Here is a 17,229-nt window from a genome sequence, read left to right as displayed (position 1 = left end):
AGATTGTGCATGGAACGACAAGACGGAAGGACACTCCCGATGCAGGCATTAGCCGAAAGGCGCAGGCGTGCAGTCAAACTTCGGGAAAAAGGGATGCTGGTGAATGACGTTGCGCGGGAATGTGAGCTATCGCGTGGCACGGTCATCGCTGCGCATAAGGCATATTGTCTGGGTGGTTGGGCGGGGATGGCATTAAAACCACGTGGACGCTCTATGGGAGTGGGGCGAAGATTGACTGCTGAATAGGAGAGTGAAGTTCAGAAACTTATTCGCGACAAGACCCCTGATCAGATAAAGATGCCTTACGCCCTGTGGAGTCGCACGGCGGTGATGGAATTGATAGGGCAACGGTTCAAGATAAAGCTACCTGTCCGGACTGTTGGTACGTATTTGGCGCGCTGGGGATTTACCCCCCAAAAGCCGATTAAAAAAGCTTATGAGCAACGCCCAGTCGAGGTGAAGGCATGGCTCGATAACAGTTATCCGGTGATTGCTGAACGTGCTAAAGCAGAAGGAGCTGAAATCCACTGGGGAGATGAAACTGGATTGCGCAGTGATGACGTGCGCGGACGCTCTTTCGCACCCAAAGGAAAAACACCCGTGGTGCGGGTCAACAGTAAACGCGAGAACGTGGGACTTATCTCCACTGTCACGAACCAAGGCAAGGTCAGGTGGATGGTGCTGAACGGCGCGTTGGATTCAGATCAGCTCATCGCATTTCTGAAGCGGTTGGTGAAAGATGCCAAGCGTAAGGTATTCCTGATTCTGGATAACTTGCGGGTCCACCATGCCAAGCTGGTTAAGGCATGGCTAGCGAAACATCAGGACGAAATTGAAGTATTTTATCTGCCGAGTTACAGCCCTGAGTTGAATCCAGATGAAATGCTGAATGCGGATCTCAAACAGGCAGTGACGACCAAGGCACCTGCGCGAACAAAGGGGCAACTACTCAAAGCGACTACCAGTCACATGCGCAAGCTACAGAAATCACCCGCGCGTGTAAAAAGCTACTTTGAACATGCGCCTGTAAAATATGCAGCTTAAGTTCAACAATTTATTGCCGGATCAATAATTGGCGCCAATGGAACGCTTTGGACGAAGACAGTCTCAATTACTCCGACAAAGGTCACGGCCACCGTATTGGCGACTGACAGTCTTCCCGAAGAGACGGTTGTACTCCTGCAGGACAACCACCTTTATATTGAAGATGGTAGCGAACTCTGCCAAGCAACCGAATACGTTCAAGCAGTCGCAAATTCGAACTTCGCCCGTGACTATCTCCTCGCTGAAGGAAAAGAGGAGCACACGTGGTTCGAATTTCGCTGCGAGCCGCCGCACGATACTTTGAAGAGGCCACTCTTCCTGAAGAAGCTTGATCCCCTTGTTCTTCGGCCAATTTCGTCGTTCTGCATTATTGGTCAATGCGAGTTCAAGATTGCTTCCTTCGCCATGCACCGTGCCAAGCTTGGAGGTGTTCACGTTAGCTGGGGAAAGACAGTTGCCCACGGTCGGCTTGCCTTGCTCGTCGCGACTATGGATGATACTGGCGGGCAGAAGGTTTCGATAACTGGGCTCCCCGAAGCCTAGCTTGCCGGGATCGAGGCCTACCCTCGTTCGAAAATAAATATGAACAAATAGGGTCAGATGTTCGCAGCGCGGTTGGGCTGAATGAAATGAAGCCCAACATCTCACCTCACGCTTGGCTTGGCGGCTGGCACGAATAGCTTTTTGCCAGCCGCCGCGAGAAACCTGTCTTGATGAGCGACCAGCGCAGCGGATAGTCGGCATTGCCAAGTGGCAAGCGCCATATCGCATGCAGGTGTTCTGGTAACACCACTATCGCCAGAATTGCAAACGGATGCGCGTTTTTCACCGTTTTCATCTCCGCAAGCAAGTCATCGATATGCCGCACTAATACATCACATTGGAGCGCCGTTCAGTTAGATTAACAGTGAAAAAGTGTTTGCTTCCCGCTGCATCGGCACGTCGGTAACGCATCTGTTCATCCATTCCCAGTGATGTTGGGCTTCATTTCATTCAGCCTAACCTACCGAGCTGTTCATTACCTCATTCACAGTCCCCGCAGCAATGTGCTGAACCAAGTTGTAAAAAATAATCGGCACCATTATATTTGGGTAAGAAGGTAAAGCCAACGATGCCAACACTAACCCGGTCCCATTATTGTTCATACCCAGCCCGAACATAAGTGAGACGCGCTCAGTTCGGTCCAACTTGAACAAGCGGCTCATGCCATACCCTGCAGCAAACAATGTTAAACATAGCCCTGCTGAAATGACCAATGTGACGGCCAAGAAGTCGTAATCCTGATCAGCTATGGCTTGAGGCAGAGATACTGCAGCATTGGAGTAATTCAACATCAACAAAACAATGCTATTGATTAATTTCAGATAAGGCATTCCTCCAACTACCCAATCTTCGACAACTATCAAGCGCACCGCAATGCCCAGCAATGATGGTAGCACCACCCAAAGACCTAGAAATGCACCAGAGCCGTATACTGCCAAACCCTGCAAGACCTTCTCGAACTCTTCCGAGGCCATCTCACCAAAAATGTTAAACGTTACCGGAGTGATGATGGGACTTAGAATTGTAGAGAAAAGTACCAATCCCAGGCTCAATGCCAAATTTCCATTAGCGTTTTGTGCCCAAGCGGTTGACCCTCCAGCGATCGGCATGGCTGCAACCAGTGCCAGACCTACAAGAATATGTTGGGCTTCTACCGGCTCAGACCAAAGCCGCATCAAGACCGTTACGCCAAAAATATAGATGATTGGGATGGTTATGTTCGCAGCTAGCCCGGCCAGTAATACATATTTTTTTTCAACATATTTATTAATATGGGAAATATTCAACCCTAGGCCAGCATTGAACATGAGTATGGCGAGCATAATCATCAGCAACGATATATTTGTTTTCTGCTGGTAGATAGTGATCTCGCCGAAAGATACATTCCTTATCTGGAGACCGGGAACTGGCAAAACAACGGCAATAACATATGCAGCGATCAAGAACCAGAGCAGATGGCGTTGGAGGAATTGAGATATAGAGAGCAAATTCAATTTATGTTATCCATTATCATGATTGTTCATAACCTGGCTTGCTTCTCTGCGTCCCCAAATAGTGTTTTGACAATGCCACTTCTGGGCAATGGGCACAATTGCATTTTAGTAAGTTTTATTCCATATATTTCTATATTGTGGAGCTAACCTAAATGACTTAATTAAGTATTTTTTATTGTCCACATAAACTGTGGATAACAATGTGAACAATTTCAATAAAATTAAGCTAACTACTAATACTATATACGATTTTGTCCAGCCGCTCATTTTATAGGCACTATTTATTTACATTAAAAACAATTACTTATATTTATCGTTCAAAAACAACGGTAGAACTATTCTTATTGCTGGATATATTCTCAACTTGTGAATAAACAACATAATGTCAAGCACATTTGTTAATGTTTAGCTTAATTTCTGCAGCATCCCACCTGCATCAGCATTACAGGATTGTCTGCATTGATAAATTAAGAAATGACATATCCAAGTTAAAAATATGACCGCTAATTGCATACAATCTTGCCGAATTATGCGAATTGAAAAATATGAGTTCGATATTGCACAGATCACTTGAAGCAAGAAGATTTAACCCAAAATAGAGATGCCCCGGCTATGCCGCGGTGGAAGTAGAAGTTTGACATTTACTGGAGTCCAACTGCGACACTCTGAATCGTGAGCCGCCAAGCAAACGAAGAAGGGAGGATCGAGAGGGACGACAGCGAAAACCTAAGCCATAGTAAATGGGAATGCAAATATTACGTTATATTCATTTCGAAGTGCAGACGTAAAACGTTTTACGAGCAGTTGAGGACGCCATTTTCTGCTCAATACTATCGGTTACGATAAACGTATACCAAAGACCATGCGCATGCAGTTAATATCCATGAAATGGTTTTAGCAGTGATCGAAGTGTCAATTAAATCCATTTGCAGCACTACTGTGATTGCGCTGAGATTGATGGCTATAATTGAACATAGAATAAAATATGGCAGAAATGATTTTAACATGGTTACTTATCCTTTCTAATGACTTACAGGTGGATTCCTTTATTAAAACTACATTTAGTCAAGCTTAAAGGGGCAGTTTTCCATATGCAGTGTGCTGCCCTGACGAATGCTGATTAAAATAAATTCACTAAACAAAGGATCAAAGGGTTACTTTTTGGGTGGCAGTCAAACTTACTTCCCCATTCCCTTTGTTCGGACGACGATATACACCTTTCAAAACTTCTCCGATAATTCCTCCAAAATTGGCAGCTTCTACTACCAGAATGAGACAGGGTCCCCAGTAAGCAAGGGGGACTTGAAAAAACATGTCTACATCTGTAGATGGATTTTCGAAATAGGTTAGATAGACAAAACTGATGCAGCGTACAAACAGTGGAGGTAAACAAGCCAACCATTTTCCGCCTAGACCAAAAATCCAGGACACCGCCAAACCCACGATGAAAGGTACCAAAAATATATCTATCATCCAGGCAAAAGTAAAGGTGGAGATGCCAGTAAATATTTCGATATTGACCCCCAGCGCTTTATCTCCCAAATAATTTAGTGCCATGCCAGTCAACACAGCAATAAATCCTTTAGCGTATCGAGAATTCATTTTTATTACTCCTTTTCAATCAAACTACTCTTTTTTTAAAGGCTTTTATAGGTGCCAGTTACGTAAGAGATATTTTATATTCATCCCTATCTCTCAGCTGTTACATTACTGGACAATAATCTGACAATACAGGTACAGTTGTTTTTATATTTGACCAACCTGTACTGGTTCAGTAACCATGCCAATGTTAAGTTTAGATTCAAACAATCCTTTACCGCTGATTGACCAGATCGCCAATGCCGTCAAAAAAATGATAGATGACAGGGCAATTCGGTCGGGTGCGCGCATGCCTTCGATACGAAGATTTGCTCAAAACCAAGGGGTAAGCCGCTTCACTGTTGTCCAGGCATATGACAAGCTGGTGGCAATGGGATATCTACATTCGAGGCAAGGTTCTGGATTTTATGTTTCATCTCGTCCTACACCTCGCGATTCATCGGAAGCGGCATACAAACTCGATAGCGTAATAGATGTCGTTTGGTTGTTAAGGAATTCGCTTAAGGATCGTGCTTGCAAGACGATGCCCGGAGCATGGTGGCTTCCAGCCTCATGGATGGTAGAAACAGGCATCAAAAAAAGCTTGAGGGCATTGTCACTGAAAGATGGGGAGTTCCTTACTGCCTATGGCACGCCTGGTGGTTACTTACCCCTGAGGGATCTACTTCAAAGAAAATTGTCCATTATCGGCGTTGTAGCGGATACTTCGCAGATCATCCTGACCACAGGAGTGACGCATGCGATGGATCTCGTAACCCGTTACTTCGTGCGGCCAGGGGACGCTGTATTGGTCGATGATCCGGGATATTTCATACTTTTTGGAGGGCTGAAATCATTTGGCGCCAAAATCGTCGGGGTACCATGGAACCAAGATGGGCCTGACACCATTGCGATGGAAACGTTGATCAAAGAACATCATCCTAAGCTCTTTTTTACCAATACGATTTTGCATAATCCGACCGGTGCCAGCATTAGTCAACCAGTTGCTCATCGCATGCTTCAGCTGGCCGAAAAGTACGACATGATGCTGGTTGAAGATGACATATATGGTGATTTCCATCCTGCGACGGCGACTCGTCTTGCTACGCTCGACCAGCTCAATCGGGTGATCTATGTAAGCAGCTTCTCGAAATCGGTCTCAGCCAGTCTGCGTGTTGGATATTTCGCATGTAACCGAGAAATCGCAGAGAGCCTCTGTGATGTTAAGCTTTTGACTGGTCTTACTACTTCGGAAGTGAGCGAACGACTGATATATCAGCTCCTGACTGACGGTCATTATCGAAAGCATCTGGACAAGCTTCGAGCAAAATTGCAACTGGCTCGACAAAACACGATTGCAAAACTCGAAAACCTTGGCTTTACGCTTTATTGCGAACCGGAAGGAGGGATGTTCGTTTGGGCAAAACTGAATGACCAAAGCAACGCGGCTGAAATTGCAAGCCTAGCTGCAAAAGAGGGAATCATGCTCGCTCCCGGAAACATGTTCCGGCCCCACCAGGAATCCTCACCTTGGTTCAGGTTTAATGTAGCTCATTGCGGCGACGATGCAACGTTCGAGTTTTTTAAAAATGCCGGATACAACTCTGAAGTGCAACTTTCGTAGGTAAATTTAAGTTTATAGCAATATGCTTGCACCGTATCCATGAAAGTCAATTAGCATTGAGCTCTTTGTGTGTGCAGGAGCAGAAGGAAAACGGCACGCCTACTGACGTGCCGCTCCATGCCAGAAGCCAATCGGTAAATTACACCTGCGGATGCGCACGCTCCGCTTCATTGTCCAATTTATTCAACGCATGCAAATAGGCCTTGGCGGAAGCTACCACGATATCAGTGTCTGCACCTTGGCCATTGACTATGCGACCGCCCTTGGATAGCCGCACGGTCACTTCGCCCTGTGCATCTGTACCGCTGGTGATGTTATTTACCGAATAAAGTTGCAATTCGGTGCCACTTTGCACGATCTGCTCGATGGCTTTGAACGTCGCATCTACCGGCCCACCTCCCTGCGCCTCGGCGACTAATTCCTTTCCGCCCACATTCAATCGCACCTGTGCCAAAGGCAAAAGGCCAGTTTCCGAATGCGCGCGCATGGATACCAAGCGATAATGCTCGCTAACTTGCGCTACCACGCTTTCACTGACCAATGCTTGCAAGTCCTCATCAAAAATTTCACGCTTGCGGTCAGCCAATTCTTTGAAACGGGCAAATGCATCGTTCACCACCTCCTCGTTTTCGAGCACGATGCCAAGTTCCTGCAAACGGGTGCGGAACGCGTTGCGACCGGAAAGTTTGCCCAGGGTCAATTTGTTCGTGCTCCAGCCAACATCTTCGGCACGCATAATTTCGTAAGTCTCGCGGTGCTTGAGCACACCATCCTGATGAATGCCGGATTCATGCGCAAAAGCATTCGCGCCGACAATCGCCTTGTTAGGCTGCACCGGATAACCGGTGATGCTGGACACAAGTTTGGAAGTCGGCACGATCTGCGTGGTGTCTATGCGCGAATCGCAACTAAATACATCGCGGCGTGTCTTCACCGCCATCACGATTTCTTCCAGGCTAGCATTTCCAGCACGCTCACCTAAGCCGTTGATGGTGCATTCCACCTGGCGCGCACCGTTCATTACGGCAGCAAGAGAATTGGCTACCGCCATACCGAGATCGTTGTGGCAATGGGTGGACCACACTACTTTCCCGGAATTCGGCACGCGTTCGATCAACTGTCTGATGCGCTCGCCCCACAAAACCGGGATGCTGTAACCAACAGTATCCGGCACGTTTAGGGTCTTCGCTCCCGCTTGAATCACTGCATCAAAAATTCGGACGAGAAAATCCATTTCCGAGCGCACCGCATCCTCGGCAGAAAATTCGATGTCGTCGGTATATTCCAGTGCGAGCTTCACCGCCTTCACAGCCGCTTCCACCACTTGGTCGGGCTGCATACGCAACTTCATTTTCATGTGGATGGGTGAAGTAGCGATAAAGATGTGAATGCGACCAGACTTGGCTGGCTTGATCGCTTCACCGGCAGCGCGAACATCGCTTTCAGTGGCACGCGCCAACGAGCAAATCGTAGAACTCTCGATGGTTTGCGCAACACTGCGGACTGCATTTGCGTCGCCCGGACTGGCAGCAGCGAACCCTGCCTCGATAACATCAACGCCCAGCTTTTCCAATTGCCGTGCGATGCGGATCTTTTCTTCCTTAGTCATGGACGCGCCCGGGCTTTGTTCGCCATCGCGCAAGGTAGTATCAAATATTATTAATTTTTCTTTCATGCTGGACTCCATTGCAATTATTTAATTCGCACGATCCAGACGAATAAAATCCGGCCGGATGCCGCTTGCTTCAAAACGATGGGGATGTATATTTAGCGCGCGACGCGCAGCAGCAACGCAGCCAGAAGGCTGGATGTAGAGTGCAATTGCGAGATGTGGCGAGAGAAGTGCATAGTTGGAATATAACGACTTTTGTTTGCTTACGCAATATTCGCTCTCTGCTCTACAGCGGGCACGATCACCTGAAAGAACAGATTGGCCTGCTCGCGGTTCATCGGCAGATACCCGATTTCGTCAATGATTAGCAGGCGGTAACTGTTAACGGCCCGGTACATGACGTTCTTCAGCTGATTCTGGGTATGCGTGGTGGTTAGTACAGCAACAGATCGGCAACGGTGGTAAAGCATGTATTGATGCCGGCCTACGCCGCCCTAAAATAGTGATGTCAAGACTTGAACATCCCGCTGGAATTTTCAAGTATTTTCTTTGATTCTTGTACGCATCTCATAGGCACGATTTTGTTTCAGCATTCTGAATATAATACGGCAAAGCTGTCGGCCAAGCGCCCGACTTGCCTGATTATGTGATTTCCCCTCAATCCGTTTTTTCTCATAGTAACACTGTGATTCAGGTACGCATTTTCGATGCTTGTCTATAGCGGCCATCATCGCGCTTTTAGCTCGTTTGTTGACATGTTGCGGTGCTTTTGAACCGCGAAACTTCCCTGAGCTGTTATCAAGGTTGGCCATTCCCAAATAAAGTGCCAGACTGCGCTCGCTAGCAAACCGGTCAATGGTGCCAATCTCACCCGCCAACTCTGAAGCACAGATCACAGCAAACCCTGGAATACTGTCAATTAACTGGGCAGCTTGGGATTCTTGCATTAACGTCTTGCAACGCAACTCCAACGCTTTGATGTCGTCTTTGAGTGCCAAGATGCGCCGGGTATCTTCAATGATCATTTCTCCCACCCATCCCACTTCATGACTAAATGACGCATGAGATTGCCATGCGCTAATATCACCGGCGTACTTGCGGCCCACACCAGGAATCTTTAGCAAGGTAGATAAGCGCAGACGTGACAGCTTTGTCAATTGGTTAACGCTGGTGATAAAGCGTAAGAACCAAAGATTATCAGCATCGTTTGTGATGTCTAACAGACCCGGGCAAACTGCGTGAAGGTCGCCCTGAAGACGACTTTGCAAGCGGCTCTTTTCATCCACCAAAGCACGACGACGGCGACTCAGACGTGTGAGCATGTCGTTTTCTCGTGGTGTCGGCATGATCTCCTGGAGAACATCTTTGGCCAACGGCAGGTGATCTCGCAGCTGGAATAGCTCCAGGCCTTTACAGGCATCAATGCGGTCATTCTTGGCCGCAGCCGGAAAGATTTCCTTGAAGCGAGCCAGCTTCAGATTATTGATGTTGTAAAGTTGATAACCACGCACCTTAACCAGACTGTCCAAAGGGCGGGCATAGCCATTGTAGCCTTCCATTGCTACCGCTACTGCACCACCATGATGTTGGCGATGATGCTCGATGCGCTCAAATAATTGTTTAAAACCTTCCGGGCGGTGGAGGATAGCAAACTCATCCAGTAGATCGCCATTGGACAGGCCTATTGCCACACTGTGCTGCCGACAACCTATATCAACACTGACATAAATTTGTGGGGTATTATTCAAAATAATGGGGCCTCCATATGATTACGACTAAACCGATAAATCATCCGCCGGTCTCGTCTACATACAGAGCCACAATCTTCAGATCGGCACCATCCCGAACGACACACCGGATGATGCAGGAGGACGGGGACGGCATTTCAAGTCTAGCGAACCAGAATCCCAGCCGCTGACCCCATGAGCCACATCCCCGTCCGTTTGCTATATTAAACTATGGTTCTGTGGCCTGTCATCCTGCAAAATACGATGGTAGACCCAATACTGTTCTGCGCAAGCGTCATCTTGCTGAACAAGATAGTAAGCGTGCATCTCGCCAGGTAAATATTTGCTATAAATGTTAAACAAAAAAGGGGCGTAAGTGCCCCTTTTTTACGTCGAAGAAGAATGTCACGGGTATCGTTCAGAATGCACAGCCGTATGCGCAACAGATTGAGGGCGCCTCTATAAATCACACTATTTCCGCGCCCAGCATAGCCACAGAACAATCCGTTTGTTGTGTGCGATACAGGTGCCTTCGAACTTGGTGAAGTTTGTCTATCCAAGTCATGATCAGCGCAAGTTAAAGCACGATGCTTTAGTAACGCTTGACTAAAGTTATTTCAGCAGGCTTAATTGGCTCTGTAATATGAGCTAATTAAGGAGCTATAAAATGGCAATGGAAACGATACTTTCCGACCTCTCGGTAAGCATGACGGAATTCAAAAAGAATCCCAATGAGGCACTCAGGGAATCGGGCGGACGCGCTGTCGCCGTGCTCAGCCACAACAAACCCGCCTTTTATATGGTGCCGCCGGACTGCTATGAAGCCATGCTGGAAGAGATCAACGACTTGCGTCTCGTGCGCGTGGCCAAGGAACGCCTAAAACAAAAAGACCACGCTATCGAGGTAACGCTGGATGACCTCTAGGCAGGTCGAGCGCAAGCCAACAGTAAAATACCGCCTCAAATTCGTGCCGGATGCCTGGCGCGAATGGCAGGCGCTGGACGGTTCAATCAAACAGGCACTCAAACCGCTGCTGGCAAAACGCCTGCAAAACCCGCATGTACCCGGCGCGCTCCTGCACCGGGAATTGGCGGGCTGCTACAAAGTCAAGCTGCTCAAGCAAGGATACCGTCTGGTTTACGTGGTCGAAGGCGATGAATTGGTCGTGTTGGTGCTGGCGGTAGGCAAGCGAGAAGACAATGCCGCATATCAAGCGGCAGCAAAACGCGTTAAATAATCAAATTTATGAACAAACATGCTGTTTTTTCTTTTTTCTCTGGCGCTGGGTTTCTGGATATTGGCTTTGAAAATGCGGGCTTTGACATTGTTTTCGTCAATGAAATTAATCCTGAATTCATGAGCGCGTACAAATTCAGTCGAGAGTGTCTGGGTAAAGAGGCCCCTCAATTTGGTTACAGTCAGGAATCTATTGACGTGTTTTTGACAACCCAAAAAAGGACTCTGTCCTCTCATATGAAATTGGCAAAATCAAAGTATTTATCTGTTGGATTTATCGGCGGACCGCCGTGCCCAGATTTTTCTGTAGGCGGAAAAAATAAAGGCCATGAGGGTGATAACGGGAGACTTTCAAATTCATATATTGATGTAATTATTATAGTTATGCTAAAAATGGATGGTATCTCGACACAACGAGTGCTAGCCACCGTCAGTTAAAGCATTCCGTCAAAAGTGGCCGTGTCACAGTGCCCTGAAAACCAAGCAATGATTTAGCGCCCGGCACATTGAATAGCAAACTTAAACAAGCACAGTTAAAGGGCTAACATATGCGTTATGCAATCGTTGTCGAAAAAGCAGAAAATAATTACTCAGCCTACGTCCCGGATTTACCTGGCTGTGTCGCGACTGGTTTCACCGTCGAAGAAATTGAGCGTGAAATTCGTGAAGCAATTGAATTTCACATCGAAGGTCATATTGAAGATGGCTTACCCATTCCACAGCCGACAAGCATCGTTGAATATCTTGAAATCGCAACCTGACTCTGCATTCGAGCGGGACGCGCAAAAAACCGCGCGCCACTCAATTCAAGCGTTGAACGCCTGCTTCGGAGGCCTTTTTCGTAGCGGGCCGCACCTGAAAGCACAGGTTGGCCTGTTCGCGGTTCATCGGTAGATACCCGATTTCGTCAATAATTAGCAAGCGATAGCTGTTGATGGCCCGGTGCATAACGCCCTTCAGCTGATTCTGGGTATGCGTGGTGGTCAGTATCAGCAACAGATCGGCACCGGTGGTAAAGCGTGTCTTGATGCCGGCCTGCGCCGTCCGAAAAATTGTGATGTCAAGACCTGACCAATCACTATTCGGTAACTCACCGCCGCTGTAGCAGTCCCCGAGGTTGCCTTCCGTGTACGACGGCGCGCTGCCGCTGGGGGAAGACTGCTTGGATGCGTTGCACACCACACAGCCGCACGCGGCGCACTGATTGGGCGGCTCGCCGCCGACATAACGGGCCTCGACAGCCAGCGAATTGAACAGAACCAGCGCGAGCAGCCACAGTCCGCTCAATAAACACATCAGCTACTCATGGTCTCGTACTTTAAAACCCTTTAACATCGTCCGTCATGCTACGAATAAGGGTAGCGTCCCCTTTCTTTGAAATCAGGTAACCACACTCATTTTGACGTGGCGCTCGATGGTTCTCCATGCAGTTACGGACCAAAACCTCCCCAGTCCTTATTACCGGACCAACCATTTGCGCAAATTTCTATACCCCACGTTGGTGAATCCTTTTTATTTTGAAAGATCAAACTCCACTGTCTTATATGAAACGTCAGTGATACTTTCCCACATGCAGGCTTTATACAACAGTAACATCCGGGCGGACTCTTTTCTAGTTTTCTTACAGTAACATCGTCTATCCTTACGTACATAACACCTCCAGTTGCTCCCCACGAAGTCAAGTTAGTCTGGACGGCTAAGGACGTAATATCACAACCGTTGTATGACCATTCGACCTTGAATCTAAACTTATTCCCGCCCCACGTTCTATTGTAGAACCATTCCATCCAACTATCCGCATCGCCGCTAACACAGGGTGGTCTCTTCGAATCAAGATCACGCACCCCCTTAATCGGAAGCAGCTGACCTGTACTAGCGTTGAACTCGCCTGTTGCTTCCCTGTCGATGGTTCCCCACGGGATCTTGTCATCAGAAGGCGGCCTTACACGTGTATATGCCTCCTGTGCTGTAGCAGACAACAGCGCACCTGCAATAACTCTTACAACTATGCCCACTGCCCCGGCTCCACTAGCATCAATTAGGTTTGTGGGATTACTGCGGACATATTCATACAAATTCAATCCATCCACATAGCCGAATGTATCTCGCTGCAAGAACCTCCCCTTCACCGGGTCATAGTATCGAGCACGGTAGAAGTAGAGTCCAGTCTCCTCATCGAGCTGGCGTCCTGTGAACATCCACGGATTCCCAATCGCGCTGTGCGGCGTGCCACAGGGGTTGGGTGTTACCGCAGCGCCGGCGCCATTGAATATTGCAGGTAGCCCATAGGCGTCGTAGGCGTAACGCTCCACCACATTGGCTGCACTGTCAGTCACCGCCTCCACCGACCACAGGCTATTCTGATGGTAATAGTATGCTTGGCCAGCGCGATCCATCGTCAGGATCTCGTCCACGTAGTTGCCGTAGACGTAGGTGGCCTGCGTTGTACCACTCGTGTTCTGCTCCTCGACGATCCTCGCATCGTCGTAGAAGTAGCGGGTCTCGATGGAAGTGGGCGGCCCGAGTGTCGGATCGGCGATCTTCTTCACCCGCCGGGAGAGCGCATCGTACTGATACTGCCCCACCAGTTTGCTATCCGACTTGCGCGTCACTGCAGTGAGCCGGTTCTCCTCGTCGTAGGCATAGCTATACAGTGTATCCTCGCTCGTGTTGCCGTTGAAATCTGAGACGATAGGTGCGCCGTTGATCGACGTGATCTCATTCACCGCGTTGTGGGTGCGTGTCTCGGGGATCGCATCCTTGGTCTTGATGTTCCAGTTACCGACGCCATCGAGCGTGTACTGCGTCTGTGTGGTCGGCACGGGAACTGTCGAACCCGCGAGCGTGCCGACCTTATAGTCGATCAGCCGGTAGATATTGTCGTACTGGTATGCCTCGGACTTGGTCTGGGAATTCGCCGCGTCGGCGAGCTTGTTCTCGAAGTCCTTGTTGCCCTCATTGTCGAAGTCATAGGTGAAACCAGCGATTCGGGTTAAGTCGGCTTTGACATGATTGAGGCTCGTGATCCAGTTGTTGGCGTTGTAGCCGTAGCGCGTTGCCGTCTGATTTCTGTAGACGCGCGAGACGACGCGGTTGCCCAGGTCGTAGCTGTAATGCACGATCGGTGGCGGCGAAATCGCATCGTCGATTTTGTCCAGCCGGCTGCGTGCATCGGTGGCTTCGGTGATGGACCGCCCACCCGGATAGGTTACGGTGCGAGTTCGCACGGGAATGTTGTAGGTGTAATTGAGCGTCTTGCCGTTTTGAACTGTGGTGGTGACCCGGTTGGCGCCGTCGTATATATACGTGACCAACCAGCCGCCGCGCTCGGCTGTCAGCAGCCGCCCCGAAAGGTCATAGCTCATGTTGGCATCGGCGCTGGTCGGATAGTCGCGCTGAGTGAGGAAATACAGATCGCTGTAGCTGTAGCTGGTCACCTGCCCCTTCTGGTCGGTGCGGGTCTTGAGATTGCCCACACGGTCGTAGGTAAAGGTTCGCATGCGAGTGTCCGCGTAGGTTTCCTTGATTAGACGGTTAATATTGTCATAGTCATAGGAGGTAACTTGTGGCGGGTCGACAGGATCTTCGGTGTCGTTGAATGCATTGATCTTCTTCAGGTTGCCCACGCCGTCATACTCGTAAGTAGTGACGAATGGCTGGGCATCGGTCATCTGCGTGCGCCGGTTGATATCGTCGTAGACATAGGTCGTGGCGTTACCCTCGCGGTCGGTGAGCTTCAGCAGGTTGCCGACTGCATCGTAGTCATAATGCGTGCTCTTACCCAGCGCGTCGGTCACATCGGTAATCCGATAGATAGTGTCATAGGTGTTCGTGGTGCCGTTGCCGTTGCCGTCCTTCTCGGTGAGGCGGTTGCCCACCGCGTCGTAGGTATAGGTGGCAACAAGACCTACCGAGTCGTCCACGCGGGTTAGGCGATCAAGCGCATCGTAAGTGTTGGTCGTGACGTTCAGATTCGGTGCAGTGACGGTCTTGACGTTACCGTTCTGATCGTAAGTCTTGACAGTCGTGTCGCCAGCGGCGTTGACCAGCTTCACCGGGCGGTTCAATGCATCGTAGACGTAGCTCGTCACATTGCCGTTGGGCTCGGTTATTGTGAGCCGGTTGCTTTGGGCGTCGTAGCTGTAGCGCGTCACAGCATCATCACTATCGATCATGTCGGCTGTGTCGGTCTGCTTGCGATTCTGGATGATCAATCGATCCAGTCCGTCATACTTGAAGTAGGTCACCTTGCCTTCGGCGTCGATCTGCTTGGTGATGAGACTTGATCCTCTGGTCGGGCCGGTGCATTCAGGGCAACCTCCTACCATGTCGTAGAGCATCTGCGTGATGTTCGCCTCGGCGTCGGTCTTTTTCACCATCCGGTTTAGCGCGTCATACTGGTAAGTCGTCGTATGTCCGTTGGCGTCTGTCTCGGTAAGGCGGTTACCAACTCCGTCGTAAGTCATCGTCGTCATGTTGCCGATGGCATCGGTCGTCTTGACCAAACGGTTCTGCACGTCGTATTCAAACGTTGTGGTGTGGTTGTTCTTATCGGTAGCGGAGATGCGGTTGTCGTTGCCATCGTAGGTGTATTTCATCGTTTGACCGAGCGCATCGGTGGTCTTGACAAGGCGCTGGCGCAGGTCATATTGGTAGGTCGTATTATTGTCGTTGCGGTCGATCACTTCCATACGGTTGCCCTGGCCGTCATAGAAAAAACTGGTGTCGGCCTGCAGCGGGTCGCCAACGGGCCGGATCTCGTTTACCAGGCGGTTCAATCCATCGTACTGGTAGCTCGTTGTGAAACCTCGCGCGTTGGTGCGCGAGATCATGTTTCCCACCGCATCGTAGGTCATCGTGGCGAAGTTGCCCAGCGCGTCGGTCACCTTGGTGCGCTGACCGAAGGCATCATACTGGTAGGTGGTGAGGTTACCGTTCTTGTCCGTTTCGGTCAGCACGTTGCCGTGGCTGTCGTAGGTCCATACTCGCACCCCGCCCAAGGGATCGGTTTCCTTGATCCGGTTGCCTCGAGAATCGTACTCGTAGGTCGTGCCCCGGCCGTTGGCGTCCGTCATGCTGGTCATCATGTTGAATACTGGCTCGTATGTGTAGGTTGTCACATAGCCCAGCGCATCGGTCTTCTTGAGGAGGTTGCCCAGGGGGTCGTACTGGTAGCTCGTGGTGTGGAGGTTGGCGTCGGTCATGCTTGCCACCTGCAGGGTCGCCGCATCGTAAACATAGCTGGTGATAGCGCCATCCGGGGCAGTGATCTTGGAGATGTAGCCGTTCTTGTCGTACTGGTAGCGCCACACGTTGCCGCGCCCATCGGTCTTGCTGGTAGTCGATGGCACATACTGGCGCATCAGATTCATCGCGAGCACTGTCTCGTCGGTAGCCCAGTTGTTGATGTTGGTCATCGACAGGACCGGATTACCGCCCCCGTCGGTAATCCTTACCGGCTTTTGCGCGCCGGTGTATTGATAGGTAAAGACCCGGCCATCCTTGTCTACCTTGCGAATAACTTGCGCCAGCGAGTTGTAGGTGTATTTCACCGACTTGTTCTCGGGGTCGGTGATCTGCACCAGCGTTCCGGCCGAATAGGTAAAGCGCGTGATGCGTCCTAGGGGATCGGTGACCTGCGTGAGGAAATTGCCGGTGTAGCTGAACGTGAGGCTCCGTCCGTAGGTGTCGGTGACCTGTGTGAGCTTGCCGGAGACATAGGAGAGAGTCGTGACGTTGGTGTTGCGGTCGGTGATGCTGATCAATCGCCACACCGGCCCTTCGACCAAGAACGGCGTGCCGGGCACTTGTGCGAATAGGTAGGTGGTGCCGTCCTTTTGCCGCAGGGTAAATGAGCCGTCTGGGTTCTTTACCAGTGTCTCGAAGTAACCGGGGGTGACGGTATACTTGCCCCCCACACCCAGCGCGTACTTGGTTACCCGCCCATCGAAACCCAGCCTGAACATATGTCCACGCTGAGAAAACAGGAGCGTGTTGTAGCTGTGCGTCCACCCGTAGCCCATCACCGTGTTACTACGCGACTGCGAGCCGTCGGCCTGCTTGCTGTTGTAGACAGCACTGAAACTCAGCGTAGGACCAAAAGCGCTACTGACTGTTGGGCCACCGTTGTAACCGTCGCCAAAGCTGCCTTCGGTGTACGAGGGATTGCTGCCGCTGGAGGGAATGTTGGGCGCTGGACACGCGGCGCATCTGCAGGCACAACCGCAAGTGCTGCACTTATTTGGTGGCTCGCCACCGATATAGCGCGCCTCGACACCTGTCGACCCAAACAGAATAAGCACCAGCAACCAAAAAGCGCTCAAGAACCGTATCGACTTTCCCATGGCAACACCTCCAAATTTTAGCTCTAT

General features: G+C 50.0%; 14 protein-coding genes and 2 pseudogenes. 8 read left to right on the top strand and 8 right to left on the bottom strand.

Translation table 11 applies throughout. From position 1 onward, the window contains the following. The first annotated feature begins 9 nt into the window (after positions 1-9). Positions 10-1,044, top strand: a pseudogene (locus MJ768_RS10980) (IS630 family transposase). Between the two features lie 96 nt (positions 1,045-1,140). After that, the gene (locus MJ768_RS10975) at positions 1,141-1,587 is read left to right on the top strand and encodes a hypothetical protein (RefSeq protein ID WP_239291811.1); all 447 of its coding nucleotides are present in this window, start codon (positions 1,141-1,143) and stop codon (positions 1,585-1,587) included. Positions 1,588-1,693: 106 nt separating this feature from the next. Here MJ768_RS10975 and MJ768_RS10970 read toward each other — a convergent pair whose 3' ends face one another. Together MJ768_RS10970 and MJ768_RS10965 are read right to left on the bottom strand one after the other, a co-directional pair. Then, a complete protein-coding gene (locus tag MJ768_RS10970; RefSeq protein WP_239291810.1) occupies positions 1,694-1,912 on the bottom strand; it encodes a hypothetical protein in 219 nt (72 codons plus the stop codon). 130 nt (positions 1,913-2,042) lie between these two features. Further along, positions 2,043-3,080 (bottom strand): bile acid:sodium symporter family protein, encoded by a 1,038-nt coding sequence (locus MJ768_RS10965; protein WP_239291809.1) that lies wholly within the window; start codon positions 3,078-3,080, stop codon positions 2,043-2,045. A gap of 702 nt (positions 3,081-3,782) precedes the next feature. Between MJ768_RS10965 and MJ768_RS10960 the strand changes: the two are divergent. Beyond that, positions 3,783-3,890 (top strand): annotated as a pseudogene (locus MJ768_RS10960) (IS200/IS605 family transposase); the annotation flags it as partial. Positions 3,891-4,226: 336 nt separating this feature from the next. Here the strand turns inward: MJ768_RS10960 and MJ768_RS10955 are convergent. Beyond that, positions 4,227-4,682 (bottom strand): hypothetical protein, encoded by a 456-nt coding sequence (locus tag MJ768_RS10955; RefSeq protein WP_239291808.1) that lies wholly within the window; start codon positions 4,680-4,682, stop codon positions 4,227-4,229. A 178-nt stretch (positions 4,683-4,860) separates the two neighbouring features. Here MJ768_RS10955 and MJ768_RS10950 point away from each other — a divergent pair, with 178 nt between their 5' ends. Continuing rightward, positions 4,861-6,282 (top strand): aminotransferase-like domain-containing protein, encoded by a 1,422-nt coding sequence (locus tag MJ768_RS10950; protein WP_239291806.1) that lies wholly within the window; start codon positions 4,861-4,863, stop codon positions 6,280-6,282. 139 nt (positions 6,283-6,421) lie between these two features. Here the strand turns inward: MJ768_RS10950 and MJ768_RS10945 are convergent, their stop codons facing one another. The 3 genes from MJ768_RS10945 to MJ768_RS10935 all read right to left on the bottom strand — a co-directional run bounded on the left by MJ768_RS10945 (position 6,422) and on the right by MJ768_RS10935 (position 9,642). After that, the gene (locus MJ768_RS10945; protein WP_239291805.1) at positions 6,422-7,957 is read right to left on the bottom strand and encodes a 2-isopropylmalate synthase; all 1,536 of its coding nucleotides are present in this window, start codon (positions 7,955-7,957) and stop codon (positions 6,422-6,424) included. 200 nt (positions 7,958-8,157) lie between these two features. Next, positions 8,158-8,364: an ATP-binding protein gene (locus MJ768_RS10940; RefSeq protein WP_305855926.1), complete on the bottom strand. Its 207-nt coding sequence runs from the start codon at positions 8,362-8,364 to the stop codon at positions 8,158-8,160. 66 nt (positions 8,365-8,430) lie between these two features. After that, positions 8,431-9,642: an IS110 family transposase gene (locus MJ768_RS10935; protein WP_239291804.1), complete on the bottom strand. Its 1,212-nt coding sequence runs from the start codon at positions 9,640-9,642 to the stop codon at positions 8,431-8,433. A gap of 646 nt (positions 9,643-10,288) precedes the next feature. Here MJ768_RS10935 and MJ768_RS10930 point away from each other — a divergent pair. The 4 genes from MJ768_RS10930 (at position 10,289) to MJ768_RS10915 (ending at position 11,619) form a co-directional block, all read left to right on the top strand. Then, on the top strand, positions 10,289-10,546 hold the full coding sequence (locus tag MJ768_RS10930) for a type II toxin-antitoxin system Phd/YefM family antitoxin (protein WP_239291803.1): 258 nt from the start codon (positions 10,289-10,291) through the stop codon (positions 10,544-10,546). Beyond that, positions 10,536-10,859, top strand: coding sequence for a type II toxin-antitoxin system RelE family toxin (locus MJ768_RS10925; protein WP_239291800.1), 324 nt, complete (start codon positions 10,536-10,538; stop codon positions 10,857-10,859). Before MJ768_RS10930 ends, MJ768_RS10925 begins: the two co-directional genes overlap by 11 nt. 8 nt (positions 10,860-10,867) lie before the next feature. Beyond that, complete coding sequence (locus MJ768_RS10920; protein WP_239291799.1) at positions 10,868-11,296, top strand: DNA cytosine methyltransferase; 429 nt, start codon at positions 10,868-10,870, stop codon at positions 11,294-11,296. A gap of 110 nt (positions 11,297-11,406) precedes the next feature. Continuing rightward, positions 11,407-11,619, top strand: coding sequence for a type II toxin-antitoxin system HicB family antitoxin (locus MJ768_RS10915; protein ID WP_239291798.1), 213 nt, complete (start codon positions 11,407-11,409; stop codon positions 11,617-11,619). A gap of 40 nt (positions 11,620-11,659) precedes the next feature. Here MJ768_RS10915 and MJ768_RS15480 read toward each other — a convergent pair whose 3' ends face one another. Continuing rightward, positions 11,660-12,154, bottom strand: a complete 495-nt coding sequence (locus tag MJ768_RS15480) for an ATP-binding protein (protein WP_445082992.1) — start codon at positions 12,152-12,154, stop codon at positions 11,660-11,662. Positions 12,155-12,288: 134 nt separating this feature from the next. Beyond that, positions 12,289-17,202: an RHS repeat-associated core domain-containing protein gene (locus MJ768_RS10905; RefSeq protein WP_239291797.1), complete on the bottom strand. Its 4,914-nt coding sequence runs from the start codon at positions 17,200-17,202 to the stop codon at positions 12,289-12,291. Between the last annotated feature and the right edge of the window lie 27 nt (positions 17,203-17,229).

This window comes from Candidatus Nitrotoga sp. 1052 (assembly GCF_927312905.1).
Classification (GTDB): domain Bacteria; phylum Pseudomonadota; class Gammaproteobacteria; order Burkholderiales; family Gallionellaceae; genus Nitrotoga.
This window is presented reverse-complemented; position numbering and strand designations above follow the sequence as displayed.

Bases quoted from the DNA above. Each gene is read 5' to 3' on its own strand.
- MJ768_RS15480 (WP_445082992.1), bottom strand. From the start codon at position 12,154: ATGTGTTTATTGAGCGGACTGTGGCTGCTCGCGCTGGTTCTGTTCAAT.
- MJ768_RS10940 (WP_305855926.1), bottom strand. From the start codon at position 8,364: ATGCTTTACCACCGTTGCCGATCTGTTGCTGTACTAACCACCACGCAT.
- MJ768_RS10915 (WP_239291798.1), top strand. From the start codon at position 11,407: ATGCGTTATGCAATCGTTGTCGAAAAAGCAGAAAATAATTACTCAGCC.
- MJ768_RS10930 (WP_239291803.1), top strand. From the start codon at position 10,289: ATGGCAATGGAAACGATACTTTCCGACCTCTCGGTAAGCATGACGGAA.
- MJ768_RS10955 (WP_239291808.1), bottom strand. From the start codon at position 4,682: ATGAATTCTCGATACGCTAAAGGATTTATTGCTGTGTTGACTGGCATG.
- MJ768_RS10920 (WP_239291799.1), top strand. From the start codon at position 10,868: ATGAACAAACATGCTGTTTTTTCTTTTTTCTCTGGCGCTGGGTTTCTG.
- MJ768_RS10950 (WP_239291806.1), top strand. From the start codon at position 4,861: ATGCCAATGTTAAGTTTAGATTCAAACAATCCTTTACCGCTGATTGAC.
- MJ768_RS10925 (WP_239291800.1), top strand. From the start codon at position 10,536: ATGACCTCTAGGCAGGTCGAGCGCAAGCCAACAGTAAAATACCGCCTC.
- MJ768_RS10905 (WP_239291797.1), bottom strand. From the start codon at position 17,202: ATGGGAAAGTCGATACGGTTCTTGAGCGCTTTTTGGTTGCTGGTGCTT.
- MJ768_RS10945 (WP_239291805.1), bottom strand. From the start codon at position 7,957: ATGAAAGAAAAATTAATAATATTTGATACTACCTTGCGCGATGGCGAA.